At 58.0% G+C, this 23,431-nt stretch carries 18 protein-coding genes; 12 read left to right on the top strand and 6 right to left on the bottom strand.

Going from position 1 to position 23,431, the window contains the following annotated elements:
- Window positions 1-226 precede the first annotated feature (226 nt).
- Window positions 227-568, bottom strand: a complete 342-nt coding sequence (locus tag GOW16_RS14590) for a hypothetical protein (protein ID WP_217354632.1) — start codon at window positions 566-568, stop codon at window positions 227-229.
- Window positions 569-796: 228 nt separating this feature from the next.
- On the opposite strand from GOW16_RS14590, the gene GOW16_RS14585 reads away from it, so the two are divergent.
- A complete protein-coding gene (locus GOW16_RS14585; RefSeq protein ID WP_170416257.1) occupies window positions 797-1,681 on the top strand; it encodes a hypothetical protein in 885 nt (294 codons plus the stop codon).
- 234 nt (window positions 1,682-1,915) lie between these two features.
- Here GOW16_RS14585 and GOW16_RS14580 read toward each other — a convergent pair whose 3' ends face one another.
- Together GOW16_RS14580 and GOW16_RS14575 are read right to left on the bottom strand one after the other, a co-directional pair.
- A complete protein-coding gene (locus GOW16_RS14580; RefSeq protein ID WP_170416255.1) occupies window positions 1,916-2,143 on the bottom strand; it encodes a hypothetical protein in 228 nt (75 codons plus the stop codon).
- A gap of 857 nt (window positions 2,144-3,000) precedes the next feature.
- The gene (locus GOW16_RS14575) at window positions 3,001-4,947 is read right to left on the bottom strand and encodes a 3-hydroxyacyl-CoA dehydrogenase NAD-binding domain-containing protein (RefSeq protein ID WP_170416253.1); all 1,947 of its coding nucleotides are present in this window, start codon (window positions 4,945-4,947) and stop codon (window positions 3,001-3,003) included.
- A 248-nt stretch (window positions 4,948-5,195) separates the two neighbouring features.
- On the opposite strand from GOW16_RS14575, the gene GOW16_RS14570 reads away from it, so the two are divergent.
- From GOW16_RS14570 to GOW16_RS14525, 10 genes are all read left to right on the top strand, one after another.
- The gene (locus GOW16_RS14570) at window positions 5,196-6,740 is read left to right on the top strand and encodes a class I adenylate-forming enzyme family protein (RefSeq protein WP_170416251.1); all 1,545 of its coding nucleotides are present in this window, start codon (window positions 5,196-5,198) and stop codon (window positions 6,738-6,740) included.
- A 2-nt stretch (window positions 6,741-6,742) separates the two neighbouring features.
- A complete protein-coding gene (locus GOW16_RS14565; RefSeq protein ID WP_170416249.1) occupies window positions 6,743-7,960 on the top strand; it encodes an acyl-CoA dehydrogenase family protein in 1,218 nt (405 codons plus the stop codon).
- Window positions 7,957-9,129: a CaiB/BaiF CoA transferase family protein gene (locus GOW16_RS14560; RefSeq protein WP_217354631.1), complete on the top strand. Its 1,173-nt coding sequence runs from the start codon at window positions 7,957-7,959 to the stop codon at window positions 9,127-9,129. Before GOW16_RS14565 ends, GOW16_RS14560 begins: the two co-directional genes overlap by 4 nt.
- Window positions 9,129-10,334: a 3-oxoadipyl-CoA thiolase gene (gene pcaF / locus GOW16_RS14555; RefSeq protein WP_170416247.1), complete on the top strand. Its 1,206-nt coding sequence runs from the start codon at window positions 9,129-9,131 to the stop codon at window positions 10,332-10,334. The genes GOW16_RS14560 and pcaF overlap by 1 nt, the downstream gene beginning before the upstream one ends.
- Window positions 10,335-10,508: 174 nt before the next feature.
- Window positions 10,509-11,465 carry a Bug family tripartite tricarboxylate transporter substrate binding protein gene (locus tag GOW16_RS14550; RefSeq protein ID WP_170416245.1) on the top strand — a complete coding sequence of 319 codons (957 nt, stop codon included), beginning with the start codon at window positions 10,509-10,511 and terminating at the stop codon, window positions 11,463-11,465.
- Window positions 11,462-11,983: a tripartite tricarboxylate transporter TctB family protein gene (locus GOW16_RS14545; RefSeq protein ID WP_170416243.1), complete on the top strand. Its 522-nt coding sequence runs from the start codon at window positions 11,462-11,464 to the stop codon at window positions 11,981-11,983. Before GOW16_RS14550 ends, GOW16_RS14545 begins: the two co-directional genes overlap by 4 nt.
- A gap of 10 nt (window positions 11,984-11,993) precedes the next feature.
- Window positions 11,994-13,508: a tripartite tricarboxylate transporter permease gene (locus GOW16_RS14540; RefSeq protein ID WP_170416241.1), complete on the top strand. Its 1,515-nt coding sequence runs from the start codon at window positions 11,994-11,996 to the stop codon at window positions 13,506-13,508.
- Between the two features lie 59 nt (window positions 13,509-13,567).
- The gene (locus GOW16_RS14535; RefSeq protein WP_170416239.1) at window positions 13,568-16,435 is read left to right on the top strand and encodes an FAD-binding and (Fe-S)-binding domain-containing protein; all 2,868 of its coding nucleotides are present in this window, start codon (window positions 13,568-13,570) and stop codon (window positions 16,433-16,435) included.
- 24 nt (window positions 16,436-16,459) lie between these two features.
- Window positions 16,460-17,920, top strand: coding sequence for a sulfatase-like hydrolase/transferase (locus GOW16_RS14530; protein ID WP_170416237.1), 1,461 nt, complete (start codon window positions 16,460-16,462; stop codon window positions 17,918-17,920).
- Window positions 17,917-18,798: an amidohydrolase family protein gene (locus GOW16_RS14525; RefSeq protein WP_217354630.1), complete on the top strand. Its 882-nt coding sequence runs from the start codon at window positions 17,917-17,919 to the stop codon at window positions 18,796-18,798. Before GOW16_RS14530 ends, GOW16_RS14525 begins: the two co-directional genes overlap by 4 nt.
- Here the strand turns inward: GOW16_RS14525 and GOW16_RS14520 are convergent.
- Both GOW16_RS14520 and GOW16_RS14515 read right to left on the bottom strand, forming a co-directional pair.
- Window positions 18,786-19,745, bottom strand: coding sequence for a LysR family transcriptional regulator (locus GOW16_RS14520; protein WP_170416234.1), 960 nt, complete (start codon window positions 19,743-19,745; stop codon window positions 18,786-18,788). The two genes, GOW16_RS14525 and GOW16_RS14520, sit on opposite strands and share 13 nt — an antisense overlap.
- Before the next feature lie 70 nt (window positions 19,746-19,815).
- Window positions 19,816-20,367, bottom strand: a complete 552-nt coding sequence (locus GOW16_RS14515) for a hypothetical protein (RefSeq protein ID WP_170416232.1) — start codon at window positions 20,365-20,367, stop codon at window positions 19,816-19,818.
- Window positions 20,368-20,581: 214 nt separating this feature from the next.
- Between GOW16_RS14515 and GOW16_RS14510 the strand changes: the two genes are divergently transcribed.
- The gene (locus GOW16_RS14510) at window positions 20,582-21,511 is read left to right on the top strand and encodes a LysR family transcriptional regulator (RefSeq protein ID WP_170416230.1); all 930 of its coding nucleotides are present in this window, start codon (window positions 20,582-20,584) and stop codon (window positions 21,509-21,511) included.
- A gap of 10 nt (window positions 21,512-21,521) precedes the next feature.
- On the opposite strand, the gene GOW16_RS14505 is transcribed toward GOW16_RS14510, so the two are convergent.
- Window positions 21,522-22,982 (bottom strand): sulfatase-like hydrolase/transferase, encoded by a 1,461-nt coding sequence (locus GOW16_RS14505; protein ID WP_170416228.1) that lies wholly within the window; start codon window positions 22,980-22,982, stop codon window positions 21,522-21,524.
- Window positions 22,983-23,431 lie beyond the last annotated feature (449 nt).

Genomic DNA, 23,431 nt, shown 5'->3' with positions numbered 1-23,431 from the left:
GATGGAGCGCTTTGTCCGCACTGCGGTCGTCGCCGAACCGCGTCTCGAATGGCAGTTTTCTGCAGCCACTGGGTGACTGGCAGCGCTATAACAAAGTGAGAACGACGCTGAAGGGGTGTTATGTGAAGCGATCTCTGGTCGAGTGACTCCCTTAACCTCGAACCCCACCGCCAAATTGGCGATGGAGTCAAAGAGTGCAACGCACCGTGGCTATGGAATACTGACCTCAGAAGTCCTTCCGACGGAAACCGCCCATGATAGCACCACCCATCAGGCATGTTAGGTTTCGCCAGGATGGTTCAACCGCATAACTGGCCATTTCCGTAGCCAGCGTGTCAAAGGCGCCCTTGTTGGTTTTTATCATGTGACCGGGCGACATGAAGCCAGCAGTCAAGATAGATTTCTCGACATTCTCGAAGCACATGGCGTTGCCGAAGTTGCCTACTCCCGAGACGAACTCCTTGCCTTCTTCGTTGCCGCCCCATGTCAGCCAGGGCGAACCGCAAGGTAGCGGGCTACAGATCGCCTCGCAGCAACACGTCAGAGGGGTGGGCTGATAACCCAGCATCAGTGGGCCAAAAAATCTGAATGGGTGGGCGCATCAGATCGGAATCCCCGGGCGCGTGCGCCCGGAATGCGCAATCGTAGCGCTCGGCTCCGCGTAAAAGCAGTTTTTTGGAGGCTGTATTCGCTTTATTGAGCTTTTAGCTTTCTAACTCTTGTGACCAAGCAAGGAAGAACCAGAGCGAAACGTAGCCAAAGGAAAGGCAGGATTTCTATGTGCGGAATTTTTGACGTGGACGGCGATGATCTCGATGTCGCATATGTCAACATTAAAGCCGGACTCGCTGCCCCTGAAAGGAAAATGCGTGATCTCATCGAAGGCCTTTGGGCGGAATATGAGCCGTACGCGGATGGTGATTTCCGGGAAGGCTTCGCGCAAGATGTCGATGGTCGTTTTTGGGAGTTACTCCTGGCTACTACGCTCCTGCGCTCGGGACACCAACTTCTTCCCAGATCGGAACGAAACGCAGACGGTGGACAACCAGACATATGCGTCCTCGAAGACGGTAGTCGCACTTGGATCGAGGCAATCGCTCCGACAAAGGGAGCGGCGGGCAGCGATCAAGTGCCCGACATTCTTCCAATCAATGAAGGAGGTTGGGTAGTACCTGTACCGCTCCGCCAAACTCAGTTGAGGGCGACAAGCGCTTTCTGGACAAAGTCCCGGAGGATCCAAGCCTATTTGGAAGAAGGAGTCATCGATCCATCGGATAAGAGGGTTATTGCTATATCGGCGAGCCGCTTTGCCACTGTTGCCACAGAAGACCCACCATTGATCATGAGCTCATTATTCCCAATTGGGGCAGCATTTGTTCGAGTAGATAGAAACTCCGGCGAGGTGATCGAAGAAGGCTATAACCACGCGCCAACCATTGAGCGACTAGGGGGCGAGATTCCTCGCGCCGCCTTTTCTGGCCCGGAGTTTTCGCACGTTTCTGGCGTCCTGTGGTCGCGAACTGGTTTGGGGAATATGTCGAGACAAGCCCGCCCGCTGACTATAGTGCACAACCCATATGCTGAGGTTCCGATTGAGCAAGGTTGGGGGCCTTGGGATAAGGAATACGTCGTGAGCGAGGATGCATCGGGATGGGTCGCCAACAATATCCGTGAGTTGTAGCGTTTGAACTAGGGCGATTTCCGGTGACCCAGACGACCGATCCATTGCAGTACCATGCGGCCCAAGAAAGGTCCGCTTCGACAGGCCGTGACGCAGCATCGCGATCGGTTGCTGGAGGTCAGCTATGGGCTCACAGCGGACGTTGTCAGATCGACGCCCGCCTGTGCGGGCGTGTTCCGTACCCTTTGGGTTGCCCAGCTCGCGTTAGCTCGTCAGATCTGTTTGGACCACTATTCAACCACCGACATACACACCCGACCTAGGTCGATAGAATATCTTCTGATCGTGCAGCCGCCCAAGCAGATCCTGAATTCGGTGCAAGCTGTCATTTCGTTCTTTCTTTTCGTCTTCGCCTTCACCAGGGGCTCCAACCGATAATGAAGTTAGTGCCCGCCGCAAGGATACTTCAATCAGATCGATGTCCTCGACAGAGAGTTCGAACAAATCGTTATATTGGGGCATTCTGGTTACTCCTACCCGGGCGTGGGTTTCCAGAGTGCATCACGTTCCAAACTAAATCCACCCTTGCACGATGCGATGCTCAAGATGACGCTCAGAATTGTTTGGTTACTGCCCACCGGTGTAAACGTCATATATTCGGTGCAAAAGACAGTGTCTTGTGACCGGACAAAGCTGCCATTCATCCTTCGACACCTAATAACAGTCCAACCCAAAGCGGACATCGGTGGAAACATCTTCCGGCATCTTTCAACCAAAGCCGAAGAAGTATAGCGCACAGTATCTGGCGAAGAAACGAGTACATCATAGAAAACTATATTCCCGCAGAACCGCGCAGGAATGGGAGGCCTTGTTGCTTGACAATCAGGTTCCCGCGGCAAGGCTTCGGACTCTGCCGGAATGCCTCGGCATGCCTCAAATCGCCGCGCGCTGGTATTTGCTTACAACGCCCGATGCTGGGCGAGAACACAACTGCTATCCTCCAAGATGCAACGCTTGGCCCCGAGGGCATTCGGCGACTGATCTCCTCCAAAGCGATAGGTCCGATCTGATTCTGCAGATCTGACCAGCCAGTTTTATTTTGAAGGGCTTTTGTGGAACCGGCAAAACTATATTTGTTTTTCAAACCCCGTTCTTATCCGGTTGAGAACCGCACCAATATTGTAGAAGCCTTTTTACTACATATGGGGTGGCTTGTTACCCACCTTAACGGGCTAAGAAATTTCACGACGTAGACGTAGACGTCGACGGTCAACGCGGCGACGCATCCATCCGATACGCGTCGGGCGGATGTTAACTCGTCGCAAACCTGGGATTGTTCGGGCTGTCAGTCGGTTACTGCTTCATCGACAATCTGATTACTAGTTTCCATGGTACATCGGCCCGCCTTTGTGACGCGGAAAGCCATAGCCATTGACAAAGACCACATCGATATCGCCCGGTTTGGCGGCGATGCCTTCGGCCAAGATGGCTTGTCCCTCGTCATGCAGTGCTCGGATACATCGGTCCGTTATTTCTTGAACCGACAAATCACGATGCGCAATTCTCGCCTTCTTTGCTATGTCTCGTATCAGGATAAGAACGGTGTCGTCCAAGTTCATGCTTTCCTGGCTGTAACTATAGAATCCAGCCTGCGTCTTGCGCCCCTTGCGGCCCATTTCAACAAGGCGATCATGGACCTGAAATGCCAAAGGGTGAACCGCCCCGTCTGGCAGCGCCTTGCGCATCAGATAGCCGATATCGATGCCCGACAAATCAAGCACTTGAAACGGACCCATCGCCATGCCGAACTGCCGCAACGCCGCGTCGACCGGCTCGGGTGAGCCGCATTCCAGCATCAGCAGACCGGCCTCGCGCTGATAGGCCTGATACATGCGGTTGCCGATGAAGCCATGACAAACCCCGGCGATCACGCCGACTTTGCCCAGCTTTTTCATCACCGCCGCCAGTGTCGCTGTGACCGCCGGATCAGTGCTGTCGGTGCGAATGATCTCGACCAGTTTCATGATCTGCGCAGGGCTGAAGAAATGCAGCCCCGCCACGCGGTCCGGCCGGGACGTGGTGGTGGCGATCTCGTTAATGTCCAGATAGGAGGTGTTGGTTGCCAGGATCGCACCTGGATGGCAGACCTGATCCAGCCGTTCAAAAATCTTCTTCTTGATCGTCATACCCTCGACCGCCGCTTCGATCACCAGGTCCGTATGCGCCAGCGCATTGTAGTCAGTGGTTGGCGTCACCTTCTCCAAACTGGACCTGGCCCGTGCGCCATCCAGCTTGCCGCGTTTGACGGCCTGTTCCAGATTGCCCCGGATTCGGTCGAGCCCGGCCTGCGCGGCCTCGTCTGAGATTTCAACCAGGGTGACCGGAATGTCCTGCGTGGCAAATACCTGCGCGATGCCTGCGCCCATTGCACCAGCGCCGATGACCGCGACGCTGTTGACATCCCCGGCCTGCGACAGGTCGAGTCCATCGACCTTGTATGTCGCCCGCTCGGCAAAGAAGATATGCCGCAGGGCCGTGGACTGAGGGCTTTTGCGCAACTCCAGCGATAGCGCGCGTTCGGTGTCCAGAGCGGCCTGAAAATCGGGGCCAGTCGCTGCTTGAACCGCGTCGATCACCGCCAGCGGCGCATCCAACCCGCGTTTGCGCCTGCCGCACATGGCCCGCCACCGATCGAACACGTCCGCGTCAATGCTGTCGGCGGCAATCGGGCGGTTCAGCTTGATCGGGGCCGGATCGACCCCGATCAACGTGGCCGCAAAGGCCAGCGCATTGGGTTCCAGATCCTCGGCGATCGCATTGATCAACCCGGTTTCCAGCGCTTTTTTCGCCACAACCGGCTTGCCCTCGACCGCCATCTCAAGCGCGGGTTCCACGCCGATCAGCCGGGGCAGACGCTGCGTCCCGCCCGCACCGGGGACAAAGCCCAGATTAACCTCGGGCAGGCCGAGACGGGCATTCGGGACTGCAATCCGATGCGAGCACGCCAGCGCGATTTCCAGCCCACCGCCAAGCGCTTGACCATGGATCGCTGCGACGACCGGCTTAGGACAGGATTCAATGAACAACACCAAATCGTTCAGGTGGGGCGGCACCGGTGGCTTTCCCAGTTCAGACGCATCTGCGCCCGCCATGAAGGTCCGGCCCGCACAGATCAGCACGCCAACCGCGACCTGCGGATCGGCGCTGATAGCATCGACCGCATCCCATAAACCCTGTCGTACCGTTTGTGAAATCGCATTGACCGGAGGGGCATCCACCCGGATCACCCCAACTTGCCCAACCCGCGTCACCGTCACCGCGCTCATGCTATGCCCTCCGGCTTGTATGATCCTCTGCCGGTATCTCTACCGAAGATCTCACCGAAGGAGGGTATAGAGAGTTCCGATCCCCCCCAGATGCAAACCCTATGGGACCACAATACACGCCCATATCGTTTTGCTATATCCAGCAGTCAAAAATGATATTTTCCTTATTGAATGCCACTCTCTACCTTTCCTGACAATCAGCGATGCCCCGCTTCAGGTTGGGCCCGAACACGAACTGAGAGGTTATCATGACGAATCTGGGATATCTTGTAACCCGCGCCGCCCGCTTCTGGGCCGACCGGATTGCACTCAAGGATGAACGTGTTGCGCTCAGCTATGTGGAACTGGACGACCGGACAAATCGCTTGGCGACGGCTCTGACCGGATTGGGCGTCGCCAGAGGCGAGCGGGTTGCAGTATTGGCGTGGAACCGGGTTGAAATCGCCGAAGCCGAGGTGGCGCTGTTGAAAGGCGGCTTTGTCCGTGTTCCGATTAACGCACGGCTGTCAGCGGAAGAAGTGGTGCATGTCTGCGCCGACAGTCAGGTTCGGGTTCTGATCACGGATGAGGCGCATCTGATCGCCGCACAACAGGCCCTGACCGAAACCCCCGGCCTGCAAACCCTTCTGGTCATGGGAGAGGGCGGAAGCTACGAAGACGCGCTGACACAGGCCGACAACGCCCCCGTCAGTGTCGAGGCTGACCCCAATGATATCGCTGTGCATCATTATACTTCTGGATCATCTGGCGTGCTCAAGGCCGCGATGCATTCAGTGCGCAACCGGCGCGCCATTCTGCGCAAGATCACGTTCCGATCGCGCCTTTATCCTGACCAGCCCGAGACCTTTCTGCATGTAGGACCCATAACCCACGTGTCCGGGATGGCATTGCTGCCCATGCTTGCGCAGGGACATACCAATATCATCCTGTCGCGGTTTGATGTGGACACTTACCTTTCGACGCTTGAGCGTGAGAAGGTGACCCAGACCTATCTGGTCCCGACCATGATCAACCGCATCCTCGCCGCACCGAACCGGGGCGACTACGACCTCTCCACACTTAAGTTGTTGCGGTACGGTGCGGCCCCCATTTCGCCCACTCGCTTGCGCGAGGCTGTTGAATTCTTTGGTCCGATCCTCAATCAGGGTTATGGCGCGGGCGAGGTTTGTTCATCCGTCACCATCCTGACGGAAGCGGATCACAAACTTGCTATAGAATCCCGACCCGAGTTGTTTCAGTCCTGCGGTCGTCCGCTGTTTGAGACCGAGGTGAAGGTGGTTGATGACGCGGGTAATGAATTGCCAATCGGTGAGGCCGGAGAACTGGTGATACGCGGTGAAGACGTGATGCAGGGCTACCATAACGCCCCAGAACTGACTGAGCCGGTGTTGAAGAACGGGTACTACCACACCGGTGACATCGCTTACATGGATGATACCGGCTATATCTTCATCGTCGACCGCAAGAAGGACATGATCGTCACTGGTGGCTTCAATGTCTATCCAAACGAGGTCGAGAATGCGCTGTTCGAACATCCCGAAGTCTATGAGGTGTGTGTCGTTGGTGTTCCAGATTCCGATCTGGGCGAGGCTGTGAAGGCGGTGATCGTTCCGCGCGATGAGATCAAGATAGATGCTGATGCTCTGATCGCACATTGCGTTGAAAAACTAGGGAAATTCAAGAAGCCTCATTCGATCGATATCGTGAGTGAACTGCCTAAGAACGACGCTGGAAAGATACTGCGTCGACAGGTGAGAGATGGATATTGGGCCAACTCGGATCGGAAGGTGTGACTATGAACCAGGGGTTAAATCGCGCGACGTCCGGTCTTGAAGCTCAAGCCTTCGCCGACCTGCGGTCGAAGGTGAACAACCTGCTCTATGATGAAATGATCCCGTTTGAGCAGGAGCACGGTCTAACCCACGAAACTCGGTTCGAACGGGCGCAACTTGAAGAATGGTGGAAACGCTCTCGCGAGTTGGGCATCTATGGCTGCAACCTGCCGGAAGAGTACGGGGGGCTGGGCCTGTCGATCGACCAGCTATGCACGCTCAAGGCCGATTGCACCCGATCAAACGCGGCACTGTATGGTTGCGTACTGGGCGAAAACGGCGGGCCAATGCGGATCGGATACATCATTACCCGCGCAACGGATGAGCAGAACGACGAGTTCTTCTACCCTGCCGCGCGCGGTGAACGCGCCGGGTGTTTTGCGCTGAGCGAGCCCAACGCGGGATCGGATGCGATGCGGATCGAAACCACTGCCGTCAAGGATGGCGACGACTACATCATTAACGGGCACAAACGCTATATCACCGCGTCGCGCACGGCGGATTTTGCCATCGTCATGTGTGTGACCGACCCGGATGCGGGGGCGGGCGGCGTGACTGCGTTTCTGATTGATGCGGCCTCGCCCGGGTATCGGGTCGAAGGGCATTATCTGCCCATGTCCGGCCAGCATATCGACAACGACATTATTTTGGAAAATGTCCGGGTGCCTGCCCGCAATATCCTTGGGGGGTTGGGCAACGGGTTCAAGCTGGGGATGGAGCGGATCAACATCAACCGTCTTCTGCAATGCCCCACCATGCTGGGCCATGCGCAGTTCGCACTGGAGCAGACGGTGGATTATGCCAACCGGCGGGTCCAGTTTAAGCAGCCAATCGCCAATTTCCAGGCGATCCAGCACATGCTGGCCGATATGAAAACCGCCAATTTCGCGGCTCATTCCATGATCCATGCCGCTGCTGCCAAGGCTGACCGCGGCGAAAACATCCGGACCGAGGCGGCCATGTGCAAGGTCTTCGTCGCTGAAAACGCCTTTCAGGTGGCAGACAAGGCTATCCAGATCCACGGTGCGACCGGAATGACCAAGAACCATCCCGTCGAGTGGGTGTTCCGTCGCCTGCGCATGTTCCGCGTATTGACCGGCAGTTCTGAAATTCAGCGCAACACCATCGGCAAGGGTATCCAAAAAGAATGGAAACAGGCTCATCCGGAGGCGGCGCAATGACGAATGACTGGTCTTTCCTGAATGGGATGCGAATTGTCGACCTGTCGCGCCTGCTGCCGGGTCCCTTTGCCACTCAGTCTCTGGCCGATCTGGGGGCCGAGGTCATCAAGATCGAAGAGCCCAAGCATGGCGATCCGGGTCGCCGATTGGGGAAAGACATGTTTGCGCGACTGAACCGAAATAAAAAGTCGCTGACGCTGGATCTGAAATCCGAAGAGGGCAAGGGGGTGCTCACCGATCTGCTAAGAAGCACTGATGCCGTGATCGAGAGCTTTCGCCCCGGGGTAATGGACCGGCTAGGCTTCGGGTACGAGGCCGTCCGGGCCCTGAACCCCGCAATCGTCTATTGCTCGTTGTCCGGGTTTGGCCAAACTGGCCCTTACAGCCATCGCGCTGGGCATGACATCGACTTTCTGGCGCTCTCGGGCTATTTTGCTGTGCCCAGCCAGGTCAATGACAAGCTTGCCCGTCCGAAAGTACGTCTGTCGGACTACGCAGGCGCAATGTATGGTGCTCTGTCGCTGGCAGTGGCCATGGGCTCGGCCAAGATCAGCGGTCAGGGTCAATATCTGGATGTCGCCATCACCGACGCGATGGTAAACTGGTCTGCACCATTGGTGCGCATCGCGCATGAGCTGTGCGAGGGCGATCCCGACAAGATGTCCTTTGTCATGCCAGACAACGATATCTTTGAAGCCAGCGATGGCGGCCATATCGCTATCGGGCTGTTCGAAAACAAGTTCTGGGTGCAGCTAGCCGCTCTGATGGCGTCTGATTTCCCGCAGCTGGGCCGCGAGGAATATGCCACCAACAAATTGCGCAACCAGCGCAAATCCGAAGTGCACGCTTTGATGTCCGAGATGTTCGCCTCAAAAACGCTGGCCGAGTGGGAGGCGCTTTTTGGTCCAACCGACCTGCCCTGGGCGGTGGTATATCAAGACCTGCGCTTGTTCGACGACCCGCATTTGCAAGAACGCGGCATGTTCGGAGAGCTGGGCGAAGGCGAGAACAAGAGCTTTCAGGCCGGGTACCCCACCAAGTTTTCCGCCGGTTTGAATGAGTTTAACCGCCCCCCGCCCGGCAAAGGTCAGGATACCGACGAGATCCTGCGCGGGTTGGGCCATGACGATGCCGCCATCCAAGCGATGCGCGAGGCCGGAGTGATCTGATGTCTGATGCCTTTATCTGTGATGCGATCCGCACGCCCATCGGGCGCTATGGCGGTGGGCTGTCCTCGGTCAGGGCCGACGATCTGGGCGCTGTGCCGCTGCGGGCATTGATGGCGCGCAACGCTCAGGTCGATTGGGCGGCGGTCGACGACGTCCTGTTCGGCTGCGCCAATCAGGCGGGCGAGGACAACCGCAACGTGGCACGCATGTCGTCGCTGCTGGCAGGGCTGCCGGATTCGGTATCGGGAACCACGCTGAATCGGTTGTGCGGATCAGGTCTGGACGCGGTCAGCTACGGCGCCCGTGCGATCCGGGCCGGGGATGCCGATCTGATCATTGCCGGCGGTGTCGAAAGCATGAGCCGCGCGCCTTTTGTGATGCCCAAATCGACATCCGCCTTTTCCCGCACGACCGAAATTCACGACACGACCATTGGCTGGCGCTTCGTGAACGCGCAGATGAAAGCACAACACGGGGTCGATTCGATGCCCGAAACAGCCGAGAACGTGGCGGAGGCCTTTCAGATCAGCCGCGAAGATCAGGACGCCTTTGCCCTGCGCTCGCAACAACGCGCGGCAGCGGCGCAGGCAGCGGGTGTTTTCGCCGAAGAAATTACGCCGGTGACCATTCCGCAGCGCAAGGGTGACCCGCTCGTCGTGGACACCGACGAACATCCCCGGGCAGAAACCACGCTAGAGGGGCTGGCCAAACTACGCGCGCCGTTCCGGCAGGGTGGGTCAGTGACAGCGGGCAATGCTTCGGGTGTGAATGACGGCGCTGCGGCGTTGATCATCGCCAGTGAAGAGGCCGCCAAGCGTCATGGGCTGACCCCACGTGCGCGCGTCGTCAGCGCGGCGACCGCGGGGGTTGCGCCCCGGATCATGGGTTTTGGCCCCGCACCTGCAACACAGAAATTGCTGGCCCGCACCGGGATGGAGATAGGTCAGATCGATCTGATCGAGCTGAACGAGGCTTTCGCGGCGCAGGCGCTGGCCGTGACTCGTGAACTGGGTCTGCCGGATGATTCTCCGAAGGTGAATCCCAATGGCGGCGCGATCGCGCTGGGACATCCTTTGGGCATGTCGGGCGCGCGACTGGCCCTGACCGCAACGCAGCACCTTGCGCGAACAAGTCAGACCTACGCGGTCTGCACCATGTGTATCGGTGTTGGGCAGGGAATTTCGCTTCTGCTGGAGCGGGTTTAAGGGAAATCGCGATGGCCAGGCATCCGTAGCGTAAGCCGTAGGGTCGCGCCATATGACTTTCCTATAGAGAAAATCATAAGATAATATTGTCCTAATGGCCCAACCCAGCGGTAGCCTTTGAAAATGAAATATCAGGCAATGGCGTATTGCCGCGAGCTCAATGGGAGGAGAACCATGACAAAACTTGGATGGATGAAGAGTCTGGCCGCCGGTGCGGCATTGGCTGTGACGGGAACGCTGGCCCAGGCCGCCGAGTTCCCAGAACGCCCGATCGATATGATCGTAGGCTTCAAAGCCGGCGGTGGCACCGACACTTATGCCCGGGCGCTGGCCAGCGCGGCTGAAGCCCATACCGGCGGCCAGCCCGTTGTCATTGTCAACAAGCCTGGTGGAGGCGGTCTGGTTGGTGGACGTTTCGTGGCGGATCAACCCCCGACCGGCTACACGCTATATCTGGCCTCGGCGGGCTCGATGGTTTTGAAAAATCTGATCAAACCGCAGGTTGTATCAACAGATGACTTCAAAATGGTCGGCACGATTGGCGAATTGACCGCTGGTATCTTCGTCCCTGCGGGATCGTCCATTCAGTCACTGGACGAACTGATCGAAGTGGCTAAATCCTCGGATTCGAAACTGCGCTGGGGCCATACCGGTCGCGGCAACGTATGGCATATGGCGGGTTTGGGCGTTCTGAATCCGAACGGGGTCGAAGCCAAGGATGTTCCGTTCAAAGGCGGCTCGGGTGTACGGGCAGCGCTGACCAGCGCGGATGTTGATTTTGGCATCATGGGTGCCCATTTGGGTCGCGGCTTTGAGGGCGATGTGCGCCTGCTGGCGGTTCTGTCGAATGACCGCCACCCGGCTGCACCGGACGCACCGTCGGCCAAGGAACTGGGCGTTGAGTTCATCCCGGTTTCGACCCCGATGATCGTTATGGCCCCTGCGCGAACCTCGGACGAGATTGTCGCCAAACTGTCTGACGCAGTGGTCGCGATCACCCAGGAAGAATCCTATGTGGACACCCTGTCCAAGGCGGGTCTGCCTACATCCAGCGTCAGCGGTCCTGACACCGCTGCAGCTTTGGAATCCTCCAAGGAGGCATGGGGTAAATTGCTGGAAACTATGGAATGACCGAGAACGTTCAAATGGATGTGGCGCGCAAAACTGCGCGCCACAATATTGTGGCAGGGGCCGCGCTGGTTGCTCTGGCCGCCTTCTTTTTCTGGAAATCCTTCAATATCTCACTGGATTTTGTTGACGAAGAAGGTGTGGGGCCGCGATTTTTTCCTCAGGCAATTTGTGTGGCGCTTGGGCTGATCGGCTTAATCCTGATTGTGTTTGGTATTCGCAATCAAACCGCACCGGCGGACAAAAGCAGCTTTGAGGCAAAGCGGTTCTTTTCGGACGCCGTACCTCTGTTCCTTATGGGTCTGGCCTTTGTCTGGATGTTCGGTGCGTTTGGGTACGTCACCGCCTGCTTTGTTACGCTGTTCTGCGCCGGGTTGTTGTTTGCTGTGCGTCTACCGGCATTGATCCTGCTGCCGGTGATCGGAACAATCGTTTTGTATCTGCTTTTCTTCAAGCTGATGACCGTGTTCGAACCAGCCGCAACCATCTTTAACCCCCTATCTCTTATCGGGCTTCAGTGAGGAAAATGACATGGAGCTTCTGAACGGTTTCTACACCATTTTCACCACACCCGAGACATTGATGTTCGTGGTGCTGGGGTCGATCCTCGGCGTTATCGTTGGCGCGGTGCCCGGTCTGACGGCCTCGGCCGCGATTGCGATGCTGGTTCCGATCACTTATTACATCGACCCTTTGTCGGCGCTGGCCTTCCTCTATGTCATCGGCAAGGCAGGGCGGTTCGGCGGGTCCATTTCTGCTATCCTGTTCAACACGCCGGGAACAACCGCTGCTGCTGCAACGGTCATCGACGGGCACGCACTGACCAAAAAGGGGCAGGCGGGCAAAGCGCTCAAGACCGCGACAACCGCGTCGGTCATCGGCGACTATGTCGGCGAGTTCATGCTAATCTTCGGCGCGCTGACCATCGCGCAACTGACCCGCGAACTGGGGCCGCCGGACTATTTTGCGATCTATGTCTGCGCCTTCCTGATCATCGGTTCTGTGATCTCGGATTCGGTCCTCAAGGGCATTGCCTCGACCTTGTTTGGCGCGTCGCTGGCGATGATCGGGCTGGATCCAATTACCTCTGAACCGCGTTACAGTTTTGGCATGGTCGAGCTGTATAACGGATTCTCGCTGGTACCTTTGCTGATCGGGATGTTCGTGATTTCCGAAGTGTTCGCGCAGGTTCAGGCCGCGCGGTCCGGTCAAACACATCATGACGAAATCGCGGCGCGCAAGCCTGAGGATGACGAGCTCAGCTGGGCTGAAATCAAGCGCTGCCTGCCCTTTATCGGACGCGGGTCTGTCATTGGCGCGCTCGTAGGCTTGATCCCCGGCGTCGGCTCGGCCGTGGCCTGTTTCGTGGCCTATGGCTCGTCCAAGGCCAAAGCCAAGAACAAGGAAGAATGGGGCAAAGGCGCCATCGAAGGCGTGGCTGCGCCTGAGGCTGCCAACAACGCCGTGTCCGGCCCGTCCATGATCCCGCTGCTGGCGCTTGGCGTTCCGGGTTCAACTATTGCGGCGATGCTGATGGGCGTGTTCCTGATCCACGGCATTCAGGTCGGTCCTAAAATCTTCGAGACCTCGGGCGACATCGTCTATGGCCTGTTTGCTGCCGGTCTGATCGGTATCGCGCTTTATGGTCTGATCGGCTGGTTCCTGGGTCCGGTCATTGGCCGGGTTATCGACAAGGTGCCGCAGCGGCTGATCTATCCGACAATTCTGGCGGTGGCCCTGATCTCGGCCTATACTGCGCGGTCGTCGATGTTTGACGTGCTGGTGGCCTGCATCTTTGGCTTGATCGGGTACTTCATGCGAACGCTGAATTTCAGCCCCGCTGCGGCGATCATCGCTTTTGTGCTGGCACCGGGTGCCGAACAGGCGCTGCGCCAGTCGGTCCTGCTGACCGATGACGGGTTCGGCATCTTCCTGCACCGCCCGGTCGCGCTGATCTTCTTTGCCATCCCCGTGATCGCCATCGGTATCCGCATCATCGGACGGATGCGCGCGCGCAAGGCAGCAACCGCCGAATTGCAGACCTGACAAACCCCGCCCGAGCGTCCTGACCGGCGCTCGGGCATACCAACAGGGACTCTGAAGATATGTTGGACGACACCGCACCCAATCTGCGGCAGTATCTGAACGCCCTGCGCGCCGATGGCTTTGGCGGTGACATTGTCGAGGACGAAGCAGCGCGGTTGGTTGGGGCGACCGACAACAGCATCTATCACATCGCACCTCAGGCGATCCTGTTCCCCCGGAATGCCGCCGACATGGCAAAGGCCGCAGCACTTGCGAACCGGTTTGGCATCGCGCTGACCGCGCGCGGTGGCGGGACCGGTACAAACGGCCAGTCGCTGAACGACGGCGTGGTGATCGACATGTCACGGCACATGACCGGCATTCTGTCACTGGATACGGATGCAGGCACCGTCACGGTTGAACCCGGCGTGGTGCTGGACCAACTCAACGCATATCTCAAACCGCAGGGCTATTTCTTTGCCCCGACGGTTTCCACATCGTCGCGGGCGACCGTGGGTGGCATGTTCGCCACCGATGCCAGCGGCAAGGGTAGTCGGATATATGGCCGCATGTCGGACCATGTTCTGAGTGCCGACATCATTCTGGCCAATGGGCGGGGTGCTTCAGTCACCACTCACGAAGCTTCGGATAAGGAATTAGAGCGTGTCGGCCGCACCATCCGAAGCGATCTGAACACCCACGCCCAAGAGATCGCCCGCAGGTTTCCCGTCATGAACAGGGGTCTGACCGGCTATAACCTGGACGACGCGCGCGCAGATGCGGGCGATCTCAATTACATCAAACTGCTGGCCGGGTCCGAAGGTACGCTGGCCCTGACTACCCGTCTGACGCTGCGCATCACACCGATCCCCAAGGCCCGGGCGCTTACGGTTCTGGCCTATGAAAATTGCGTGGCGGCGCTGGATCACGTCCCCTATCTGGCCAACGCCGAGCCTGCGGCCATCGAGTTTCTGGACGACAAAATTCTGGCGCTGGCCGCAGCCTCTTCGATGTGGAGCGAGGTGGAAAGCGTGCTGGGTCAGGTCGGTGAGGCAGGCGGGTTCCTGTTCGTCGAATTCACCGGCGACACCGAGGATGAGGTGCGGGCCGGTCAGGACCGTCTGGCGCGCGTTCTGGATCAGAACCACATCCCCCTGACCGCGCAGGTCACCACCGCTGCGCCCACCGAGATGTCGGCGCTGTGGGAGATGCGCAAACGCTCGGTCGGATTGCTGGCGGCGGTGGAAACCAGCCGCATCGGCCTGCCCTTTGTCGAGGACGCCGCGGTGCCGCCGGAAAACCTGTCGGCATTCGTGGCCGAGTTCGGCCGGTTGCTGGATACACGCGGTCTGACCTACGGCATGTTCGGCCATGCCGATGTGGGCTGCGTTCATGTGCGCCCAATGCTGAACATGCGCGACCCGGCGGACCGGGACCAGATCCGCCCAATTTCGGACGCGGTGTCGGCGCTGTGCCAAAAGCATGGCGGCCTGATCTGGGGTGAGCATGGAAAGGGGATGCGGGGCGAATATGTCGAAACCTATGTGGGCCCTGACCTCTATGCGGTGATGCGCCGGATCAAAGCGGCCTTCGATCCCGACAACCGGTTGAACCCGGGCAAGCTGGTGACAGCGGCCGACAGTGATCTGACGGTGATGAAACTGGACGCCGTACCGATGCGCGGCGCGCGCGATGCGCAAATCGACGAAACGGCCCATGCCGATTTCGACCGTGCCATCGCCTGCAACGGCAATGGGGCCTGCCACAACTGGGCACCCGATGATCCGATGTGCCCATCCTACAAAGCCACGCGCGACAAGGTTCAGGCCCCTAAGGGCCGCGCCAGCCTGTTTCGCGAATGGGCACGGCTGCGCTCGACCGGCGAAGATGTCGCCCCGGTGGAAGAGGCGCTGAAGGAAAGCCTGGACACGTGCCTGTCATGCAAATCCTGCACTGGCCAATGTCCGGTCCGGGTAGATATTCCGGCGATGAAATCCGCCTTCCTGCACGAATACTTCAAGACCCGCACACGCCCTTCACGCGACCATGTGCTGCGCTATATGGAGGGGCTTTCGCTTGCCCTGCGCAAGCTACCGCGACTTGCCAATCTGGTGCTGGGCAACCCTCTGAGCCGCGCTGTGCTGAACCGGGGGTTCGGCCTGGCTGATATCCCGCGCTATTCCGCTTTGTCCGCCGAACAGGCCGTGCAGGACGCCGGAGGTCGCGTGGTCTATCCCCACGCACCTCCATCGAACTGGGGGGAACGCCCCGTTCTGCTGGTGCTGGACAGTTTCACCGGCGCGTTCGATACCAAAGTGATCGCGCAATCGGCGGCTCTGCTGGGTCGGCTGGGGTTCACCGTCTGGGCCATTCCACCGGTCGCCAACGGCAAGGCCCGGCAGGTACGCGGCATGATGGGCGCTTTCGAAGCGCAACGCGATCACACCGCCGCACTGCTGTCGCAGTTTGGGGCGGATGACATTCCGATGATCAGCCTTGAACCTGCCGTGACCGACCTGTTGAACAAGGATTACGATCTGGGCCTGCGTACAGTCCTGTCGCTGGACCGCTTCCTGTCCGACAATTTGCACGCACTGCCCCATCTTCCCGCCGACGAGGCCGCGCGTTTTACCCTGTTCACCCATTGCACCGAAAAAACCGCTGACCCCGCCGCCGCCCGGCGTTGGCAAACGGTGTTCCGGCATTTCGGGCTGACGCTCGACATCGCCAGCACCGGGTGCTGCGGCATGGCCGGGTTGTTTGGCCACGAAGCCGAACACCGCGCCATGTCCAGCCAACTTTTCGACCTATCCTGGCGCGAATCTCTGGAAACTGCCGGATCGGGCGCGCTGGTCACCGGGTTTTCCTGCCGATCACAGGCCGGACGGTTTGGCAATGCCAAGCCTGCACATCCCTGCTCTGCGCTTCTGGCACGACTTGAACCGTAACTGCAACGAAGAAACGAGGCCCTCATGACCGCCCATAACATGATCGTTCTGATGTCCGATGAACACGCGTCCAACATCATGGGATGCGCGGGGCATCCGTTCATCAAGACGCCCAATCTGGACCGACTGGCCGCACGGGGCACCCTGTTTGAAAGCGCCTATACCAATGCGCCGATCTGTGTGCCTGCGCGTGCCAGTTTCGCTACAGGGAAATACGGCCATCAGACCGGCCATTGGGACAATGCCACCCCCTATACGGGTGAGCCGAAATCCTGGGGTCATTATTTGCAGCAGAACGGCAACCCGGTGGGATCGATCGGCAAACTGCATTACCGCGACGCATCCGATCCTGTGGGGCTGGATTTCCAGCAGATCCCGATGCATCTGGTCAATGGTGTCGGCGACGTGCTGGGCTGCGTCCGCGAACCGATGCCGCGCCGCTGGAAGGCGCGCGATCTGGCCGACAGTGCCGGTGCGGGTGAAACCTCGTACACCACCTATGACCGCAACATCACCGATGCGGCCTGCGTGTGGATTGCCGAGCGCGGGAACGAACCGGCGGGCGAGAAACCATGGACGGTATTCATCTCGATGGTCGCGCCGCACTTCCCGCTGACCGCGCCGCAGGAATTCTATGACCTCTACAAGGACATGGACCTCAAGCCTACGAAGCCCGCGCGCGAGGATGACCACCCGTGGCTCAAGGCGCTGCGCCATTGCTTTGTCTATGACAATTTCAACGAAGAACGCACGCAGGCCGCGCTGGCCGGATATTTCGGGCTGGTCAGCTTCATGGACTACAATGTGGGCCGCATTCTGGACGCAGCCGAAGCTGCCGGACTGAACGACAGCACCAACGTCATCTATGTCAGCGACCATGGCGACAACATGGGCGAGCGCGGTATGTGGGGCAAATCCAACATGTATGAAGAGGCTGCCGGTATTCCGATGATCATGGCCGGGCCGGACGTGCCGTGCGGTAAGGTCAGCAAAACGCCGGTGTCACTGGCTGATGTGTTCCCAACGGTACTGGATTGCGCGGGTTTCAGCGCCGATGACCCCGACCTGCCGGGCCGGTCGCTGTTTCAGATTGCTGCCGAGGAAGATTGCCCAAACCGCGCCGTATTTTCAGAATATCACGCTGCCGGGGCAATGTCGGGGGCCTTCATGATCCGCAAAGGGCCGTGGAAATACATCTACTACACCGGGTTGGTGCCGCAGCTCTTCAACCTCGACACCGACCCGGGCGAGGTCAACGATCTGGGCACCGCGCCCGAACACCAAGCGATCCGCGCCGAACTTCATACCGAATTGCTCAAGGTTTGCGACCCGGATGCGGTCGACCGTCAGGCCAAGGCCGATCAGGCGGCAATCATCGAAAAACACGGTGGCGTCGAGGCAGTGCTGGAACGCGGTGGATTCGGCGCCACACCAGCGCCGGGTATCAACGCAGACTTCGTCGCATCGAACGAGAACTCGGCGTGACTGGGACCGATGCTCAAATCCCGAATTGCGAAGCGCCTGACCCGGCCCCGCGCGCGCCGCGAGTTGTAATGCCACCGCTGGCCTGCGATTGCCATTCCCACGTGTTTGGCCCGCAGGACCAATATCCGATGGTGCCGGACAGACTGTATACACCGCCCGAGGCATCCTTGGCTTCCTACGAACATCTGCTGTCCACTCTTGGTTTCGAACGCGCTGTGATCGTCCAGCCCAGCATTTATGGAACCGATAATCGCGCGACGTTGGAAGCGGCCGAAACCGACCCCGAACGATACCGCGCAATCGTGGTCGTCGATGCTGCAGTCACCGAGGAACAACTGCAGAAGATGCACGATCAGGGCGCGCGCGGCGTCCGTGCCAACCTGTTGTTCAGCGGCGACAAGGCGATGACTGAGGTGCGCACCATTGCCGACAGGATCGCGCCATTGGGCTGGCACCTTCAGGTGCTGCTGGACATCAGCACCTTCCCCGACCCCTACACCTTTTTCTCGACTCTGCCGGTGCAGACCGTCTTTGACCACATGGGGCACTTTCCAGTGACCAAAGGGATCGGGATCAAGGGTTTTCAGGATTTGCTGAACCTGATGAGCGAAGGCAAGGCCTGGGCCAAATTGTCAGGCGCGTACCGGACAACCAGTCAGGCTGCGCCACCTTATGACGATGTCATCTCTATCGCGCAGGCATTGATTGCGGCGAGTCCGGATCAAGTGGTTTATGGAACTGACTGGCCACATCCACATATTCCGGGGGTAATGCCGAATGACGGGGATTTACTGGATGAGCTGGCCATTTGGGCGCCAGCGGCGGCAACCCGAAATGCAATCCTGACGGACAATCCCGCGCGCCTTTACGGTTTCTGATCCTCGGGCTGTACATGCCGAAACGTGCCTCGGATCACACCGCTGTCAAACAGTTCATAGCAGATGTCCAGCAATTCCTGACGCACCGCGCGCGATGCCGCATTCAGCGGCTGATTGCGCGGCCAGGTCAGAAATACCTCGCGGATCAGATCAGGGTTGACCAGGCGCTTTGCGGTTACTTCTCCTCGGCGCCAGATCGCATCCAGTGATGGCCATGGAAGAATACCGGATGTCACACCACTGCGAATATAGCTGAGCCGCAGCCGCGCCGATTCTGTTGTCACGCGCAGGTTCAGCGTGCGCCCCATCTTTTCCGCGACATCTTCGACAATCTCACGCACAGCATGCGACTGTTGGCTCAGGACCAGAGGTGTGGAAAACAGCGCCTCGACGTCCACAGTCTCCTCTCCGGAGCATGGCTTTTCATCCGATCTGCGGCGGGTCACAAGATACAAAGGTTCTGTATAGAGGTGCAAATATTCGGCCTTGGGGGTCTTGTCGCCGGTAGCCAGAACACCCAGATCCACGCGGCTATTTTCGATCATCTCTTTTACGTTGAGGGCCAGTTCTTCCATAATCCGAAGCTCGACCTCAGGGTACTTTTCGGCAACCCGTTCCAGCAACAATGGTGCCACGTGAACACCCAGCATCGGCGGCACAACAATCGAAACCTCACCGCGTGGGGTATCGGCTTCTTTGCGAACGTCGTCGGTTGCCTCTTTGATCTGTGCAACGATCTTGCGGGCGTGATGATACAGAACTTCGCCTGCCTTTGTCGGCTTGACCCCACGAGAGGATCGCACCAGCAGTTCGGTGGTCAGTTCCTCTTCGAGATTGGCAATATGCTGGCTAAGCGCAGGTTGCGCGATATGAAGGACCCGCGCGGCGCTAGATACGCTGCCCTGATCGACAATTGAAATAAAATACCGGAGTTGGCGGATGTTCATCGCGCACCTGAATACAAATTGCAGTCGAGATCACTATATCCCGGCGCGCGGCAGAAGAAAATGTGATCGCTTACTGTCGCGCCTCCTGCGCGAAGGATGACCGCATCTGTGCCGCCCAAACCCCGTCAATTCGTGTGACCACCCAGAGAGACTGAAAAGAAACCAGCGGTTGCCCGGATTTGTCGAACCGGTTCACCATCACATCCAGATGCACCTTTCTGGCCTCGGATTGCAGCGGCCTGAGATGCCCCCATTCCGTGTGCCCCCAAGTGTCGCCTGCGCGGGCATGGAAATCTTTCAGATAGCTGTCAGGCGTTTCCCAGATCTTCACGGTTTCACCGGCCAGGCGAAAATGCGGAAAATGCAGCGTCTTTGATATGGCTGCGGCATCACGTGCATTCAGCGCCTGCACATGGCGATGCATCACCTCTTTGGCGGCCGCGATAGCGTTATCGTCCATTATTGCCTCACTTCCGTATCCGCAGCATCTGTCTTCGGCATTCGCTATGATTGAACGATATCCGCACAGGTTCGGCTCCAAAAATATCTTTTCGATATGATCGTCAGACGAAATTCGGATAGCACGCCGAAAGGCAAAGATTATGGCCAGAATATCGCGCATAGCCACATATCCGGAACCTAGTTGGAAGTAACGTTTCGCTATTCCATGAAGTTGAGATTCTGATTTCTTAGGTGCGATGCCGCGTCACTTGGTTCCGAAATTGTGCGAAATCTAGCTGGCCTATTTCGTGCGGAAAGTAGATGATGCCGATCAGATGCTTCTCAAAGCGCACCAAAACTGACACCTCACCCGGAGACCAGAGATGTCCGCGAGAATGCCCAAAATTGCTTCGCTCAAGCTGTTTGCTGAGGTCATGCAGGCGGGTACCATCGCAAAGGTAGCTGAACAGATGCACCTGACGCCGTCCGCCGCCAGCCGGAAGCTGTCAGCACTGGAACGCGATCTGGAATTGAAGCTTTTTCGCCGCGAACGGCAACGCCTGGTTCCGACCGAAGCCGCGGAAACCCTTTTGCCCGAGGCAATGCGCGCACTGAGCGTGTTGGACGAGCTACCCCGCATCTCTGACGCGATCCGCGACGGTGCGACCAAAGAACAATTGGTCCGGATTTTAAGTTTTCCACGGCTGGCAGAACAAATCCTGCCCACAGCCATTCAGCACTATTATCGCGAAACCCGGTCGGAAACCCGTATCAACATCAGCGTCGAGGCGCGTCATAACATAAAGCGGTGGGCAGCATCGCGCCTCTTCGACATTGCTCTGACAACCGTTCCCGTTTTCCATCCGGGCGTTCGTGGAGAGCCAATCATCGACTTCCCCTTATGTGTGATCCTGCCCCGGGATCATGCCTTGTCCGGCGAACGTGAAGTACCGGTTCAGTCGCTGGCCCGCGAACCGCTGTCGCTGATTGAAAGCGGGGCGATCTTACGCCAGCGCATCGCCCGGGTATTCGACAGCGCCGGTCTGACCCCGGATGTGCGGCAGGAAAGCGGCAAGGTCGATGTCTCGATCCGTGTTGGATTGGCGGCGGGCAGTCTGTCGATCAACGATGGGATATTTCCTAAGGCTTTGCTGGGTCAGAAGTATGTGCTGCGCCGTCTAAAGACGCAGCAATCCGTTCCCGTCGGTTTTGTTGTCCCCCGCGACAGCGAGGTCGAAGGCGCCGCAGCATTCATCAAAGATGCAATCCGGCAAGAGGTTTTGGCCTATCGGAACGATCTGGACAAAGTGCTGGACGCCGATTGACCCCGGCTGCTCAGATCTTTTCCAGACGGACTTCTTTGCCAGGAATGGGCGAGGCCGCGATAGATCCAGCGTTTCTTACCGCATCGTAACCGCCTAGTTCTTCGATCCGGGCTAGCTGATCTGCTTTACTGCGCGTGTTCAGTTCCTCGGGGTTGACCTGCTTGCGTAGCAATGCGGTCAACTCTGCCTCTTTCGGGTGTGTTCCTTCGCCCGCCAGCAAATCATTTGCCTCGTCGGGATCCGAGGCCAGATCAAACAGCTGATTAGGCATATCGACGTGATAGATCAGCTTCCAATTGTCCTGACGGATCAGGAAGCTGGAATTCACACTGCCCATCGCATGATATTCGGCAAAACCCGGCCGCGAGTCCTGCTGACCCCCGATCACTTTCAACAGGGAACAGCCCGGGAGGTTTCCGCCACTTTTGTTAGGAACGCCGAACAGATCCAGAATGGTCGGGAACAAGTCCACATGGTTGACACAATCGGACACGGTCTTGCCTCTGGGCAGGTCGGGGCCTGCCAGAATCAGGGGAACACCCGCGGAATGCTCATACAGATTGGCCTTGCCCAGAATGCCGTGGGCGCCAATCGCCTCACCGTGATCCGAGGTATATGCCATCCGCGTCGTGTCAGTCAGGCCAAGTTCGTCCGCCATGTAGATGACCTTGCCGATTTCAGCGTCGGTCTGGGTAATCAGGGCGCAATAGCCCGCGTAGGCATTTCGCATAAAGGTTTCATCCATATCGTCAGGCAACTGGTTCATCCATGCCAGATAGGCCATCGCGGGGTGGTCGTAGCGGTTTGGCGCATCCCATGTGGATGGCAAAGGCATGTCTTCGGGCGGGTACAGGTCCCAGAATTCCGGATCAGCCCGGAACGGCGGGTGCGGGCTGGGATATGAGACAATCAAAGCCCAGGGTTCGGGGTTATCCGCATTGATGCGTAGCCAATCAATCGCTCTTTCGGTGATTTGGCGGTCATAAACCTGATAGTCGGTCTGGCCCGGTCCCGAGTTTCCGTAGATTGCCTTGTGACCGGAGCGATTTGGAACACCGTCTTCAGTTGCCCGCAACAGCGTCAGCGGAGAACCAACGCCTCCGACGACATGCATTGTGTGGATTTCCTCGGTAAATCCATTGTCATCTTCTGCTGTCCGGTAATGTAGCTTTCCAATCGCCGTGACCGAGACCTGAGCATCGCGCAGATGATGGTGCCACGTATCGACCGAGCCGTCGTACATCGTTGCATTGTCCCAAAAACCAGTTTGATGCGGATAGCGACCGGTCGCAATAGCAGCCCGCGCCGGACAACATAATGTCGTGGCAGCGTAAGCGTTTTTGAAATGGACGCCGCGTTTTGCCAGTCCATCGAGGTTCGGGGTCCGCACGTGAGAATGGCCTGCCACACCCAAAAAGTTTCGCGCATGATTGTCCGTTACGAACAAGATAAGGTTGCCTAGGCTTTTCATGAGTGTTCCTTACTCTGCACTTGGTAGAAACATACATATCGTCAATCACCGACATGGTTCGTGCAAATCAGGAAACAAGTTGTTCGAAATTTTCCCTCTGCTCAGTGGTTCTGCTTCTTCCGACAGTGAAAGCAAACATTGAGCGCACAAATTAAGTTAGATGGTTAGCGTTCAGTTTATCGCTACCAGATTTGCGAAGAAGCCAGATGTCAAACCGGGACGTGACTTAACATAGCTTCCCTTACAAGCTATTGAACTGAAGCCGCAAAGTTAAAATGTCCCACATTGGCAAGCAGAAGTGTCACACTTCCCTTTCGAGTAGGCAGGATTGGAATGTGACGGTGGGATTGGTTGTCATGAGCGAACGCGAGCTTAATCGTATTGAAGTGCTTAGCCTGATTTCCCAAGGTTGTCTTTACGGGCGGCCCAAATGTATGTACGGGCTGCTG

The sequence above is a fragment of the Ruegeria atlantica genome, from assembly GCF_013033965.1.
Taxonomy (GTDB): domain Bacteria; phylum Pseudomonadota; class Alphaproteobacteria; order Rhodobacterales; family Rhodobacteraceae; genus Ruegeria; species Ruegeria atlantica_D.
This window is presented reverse-complemented; position numbering and strand designations above follow the sequence as displayed.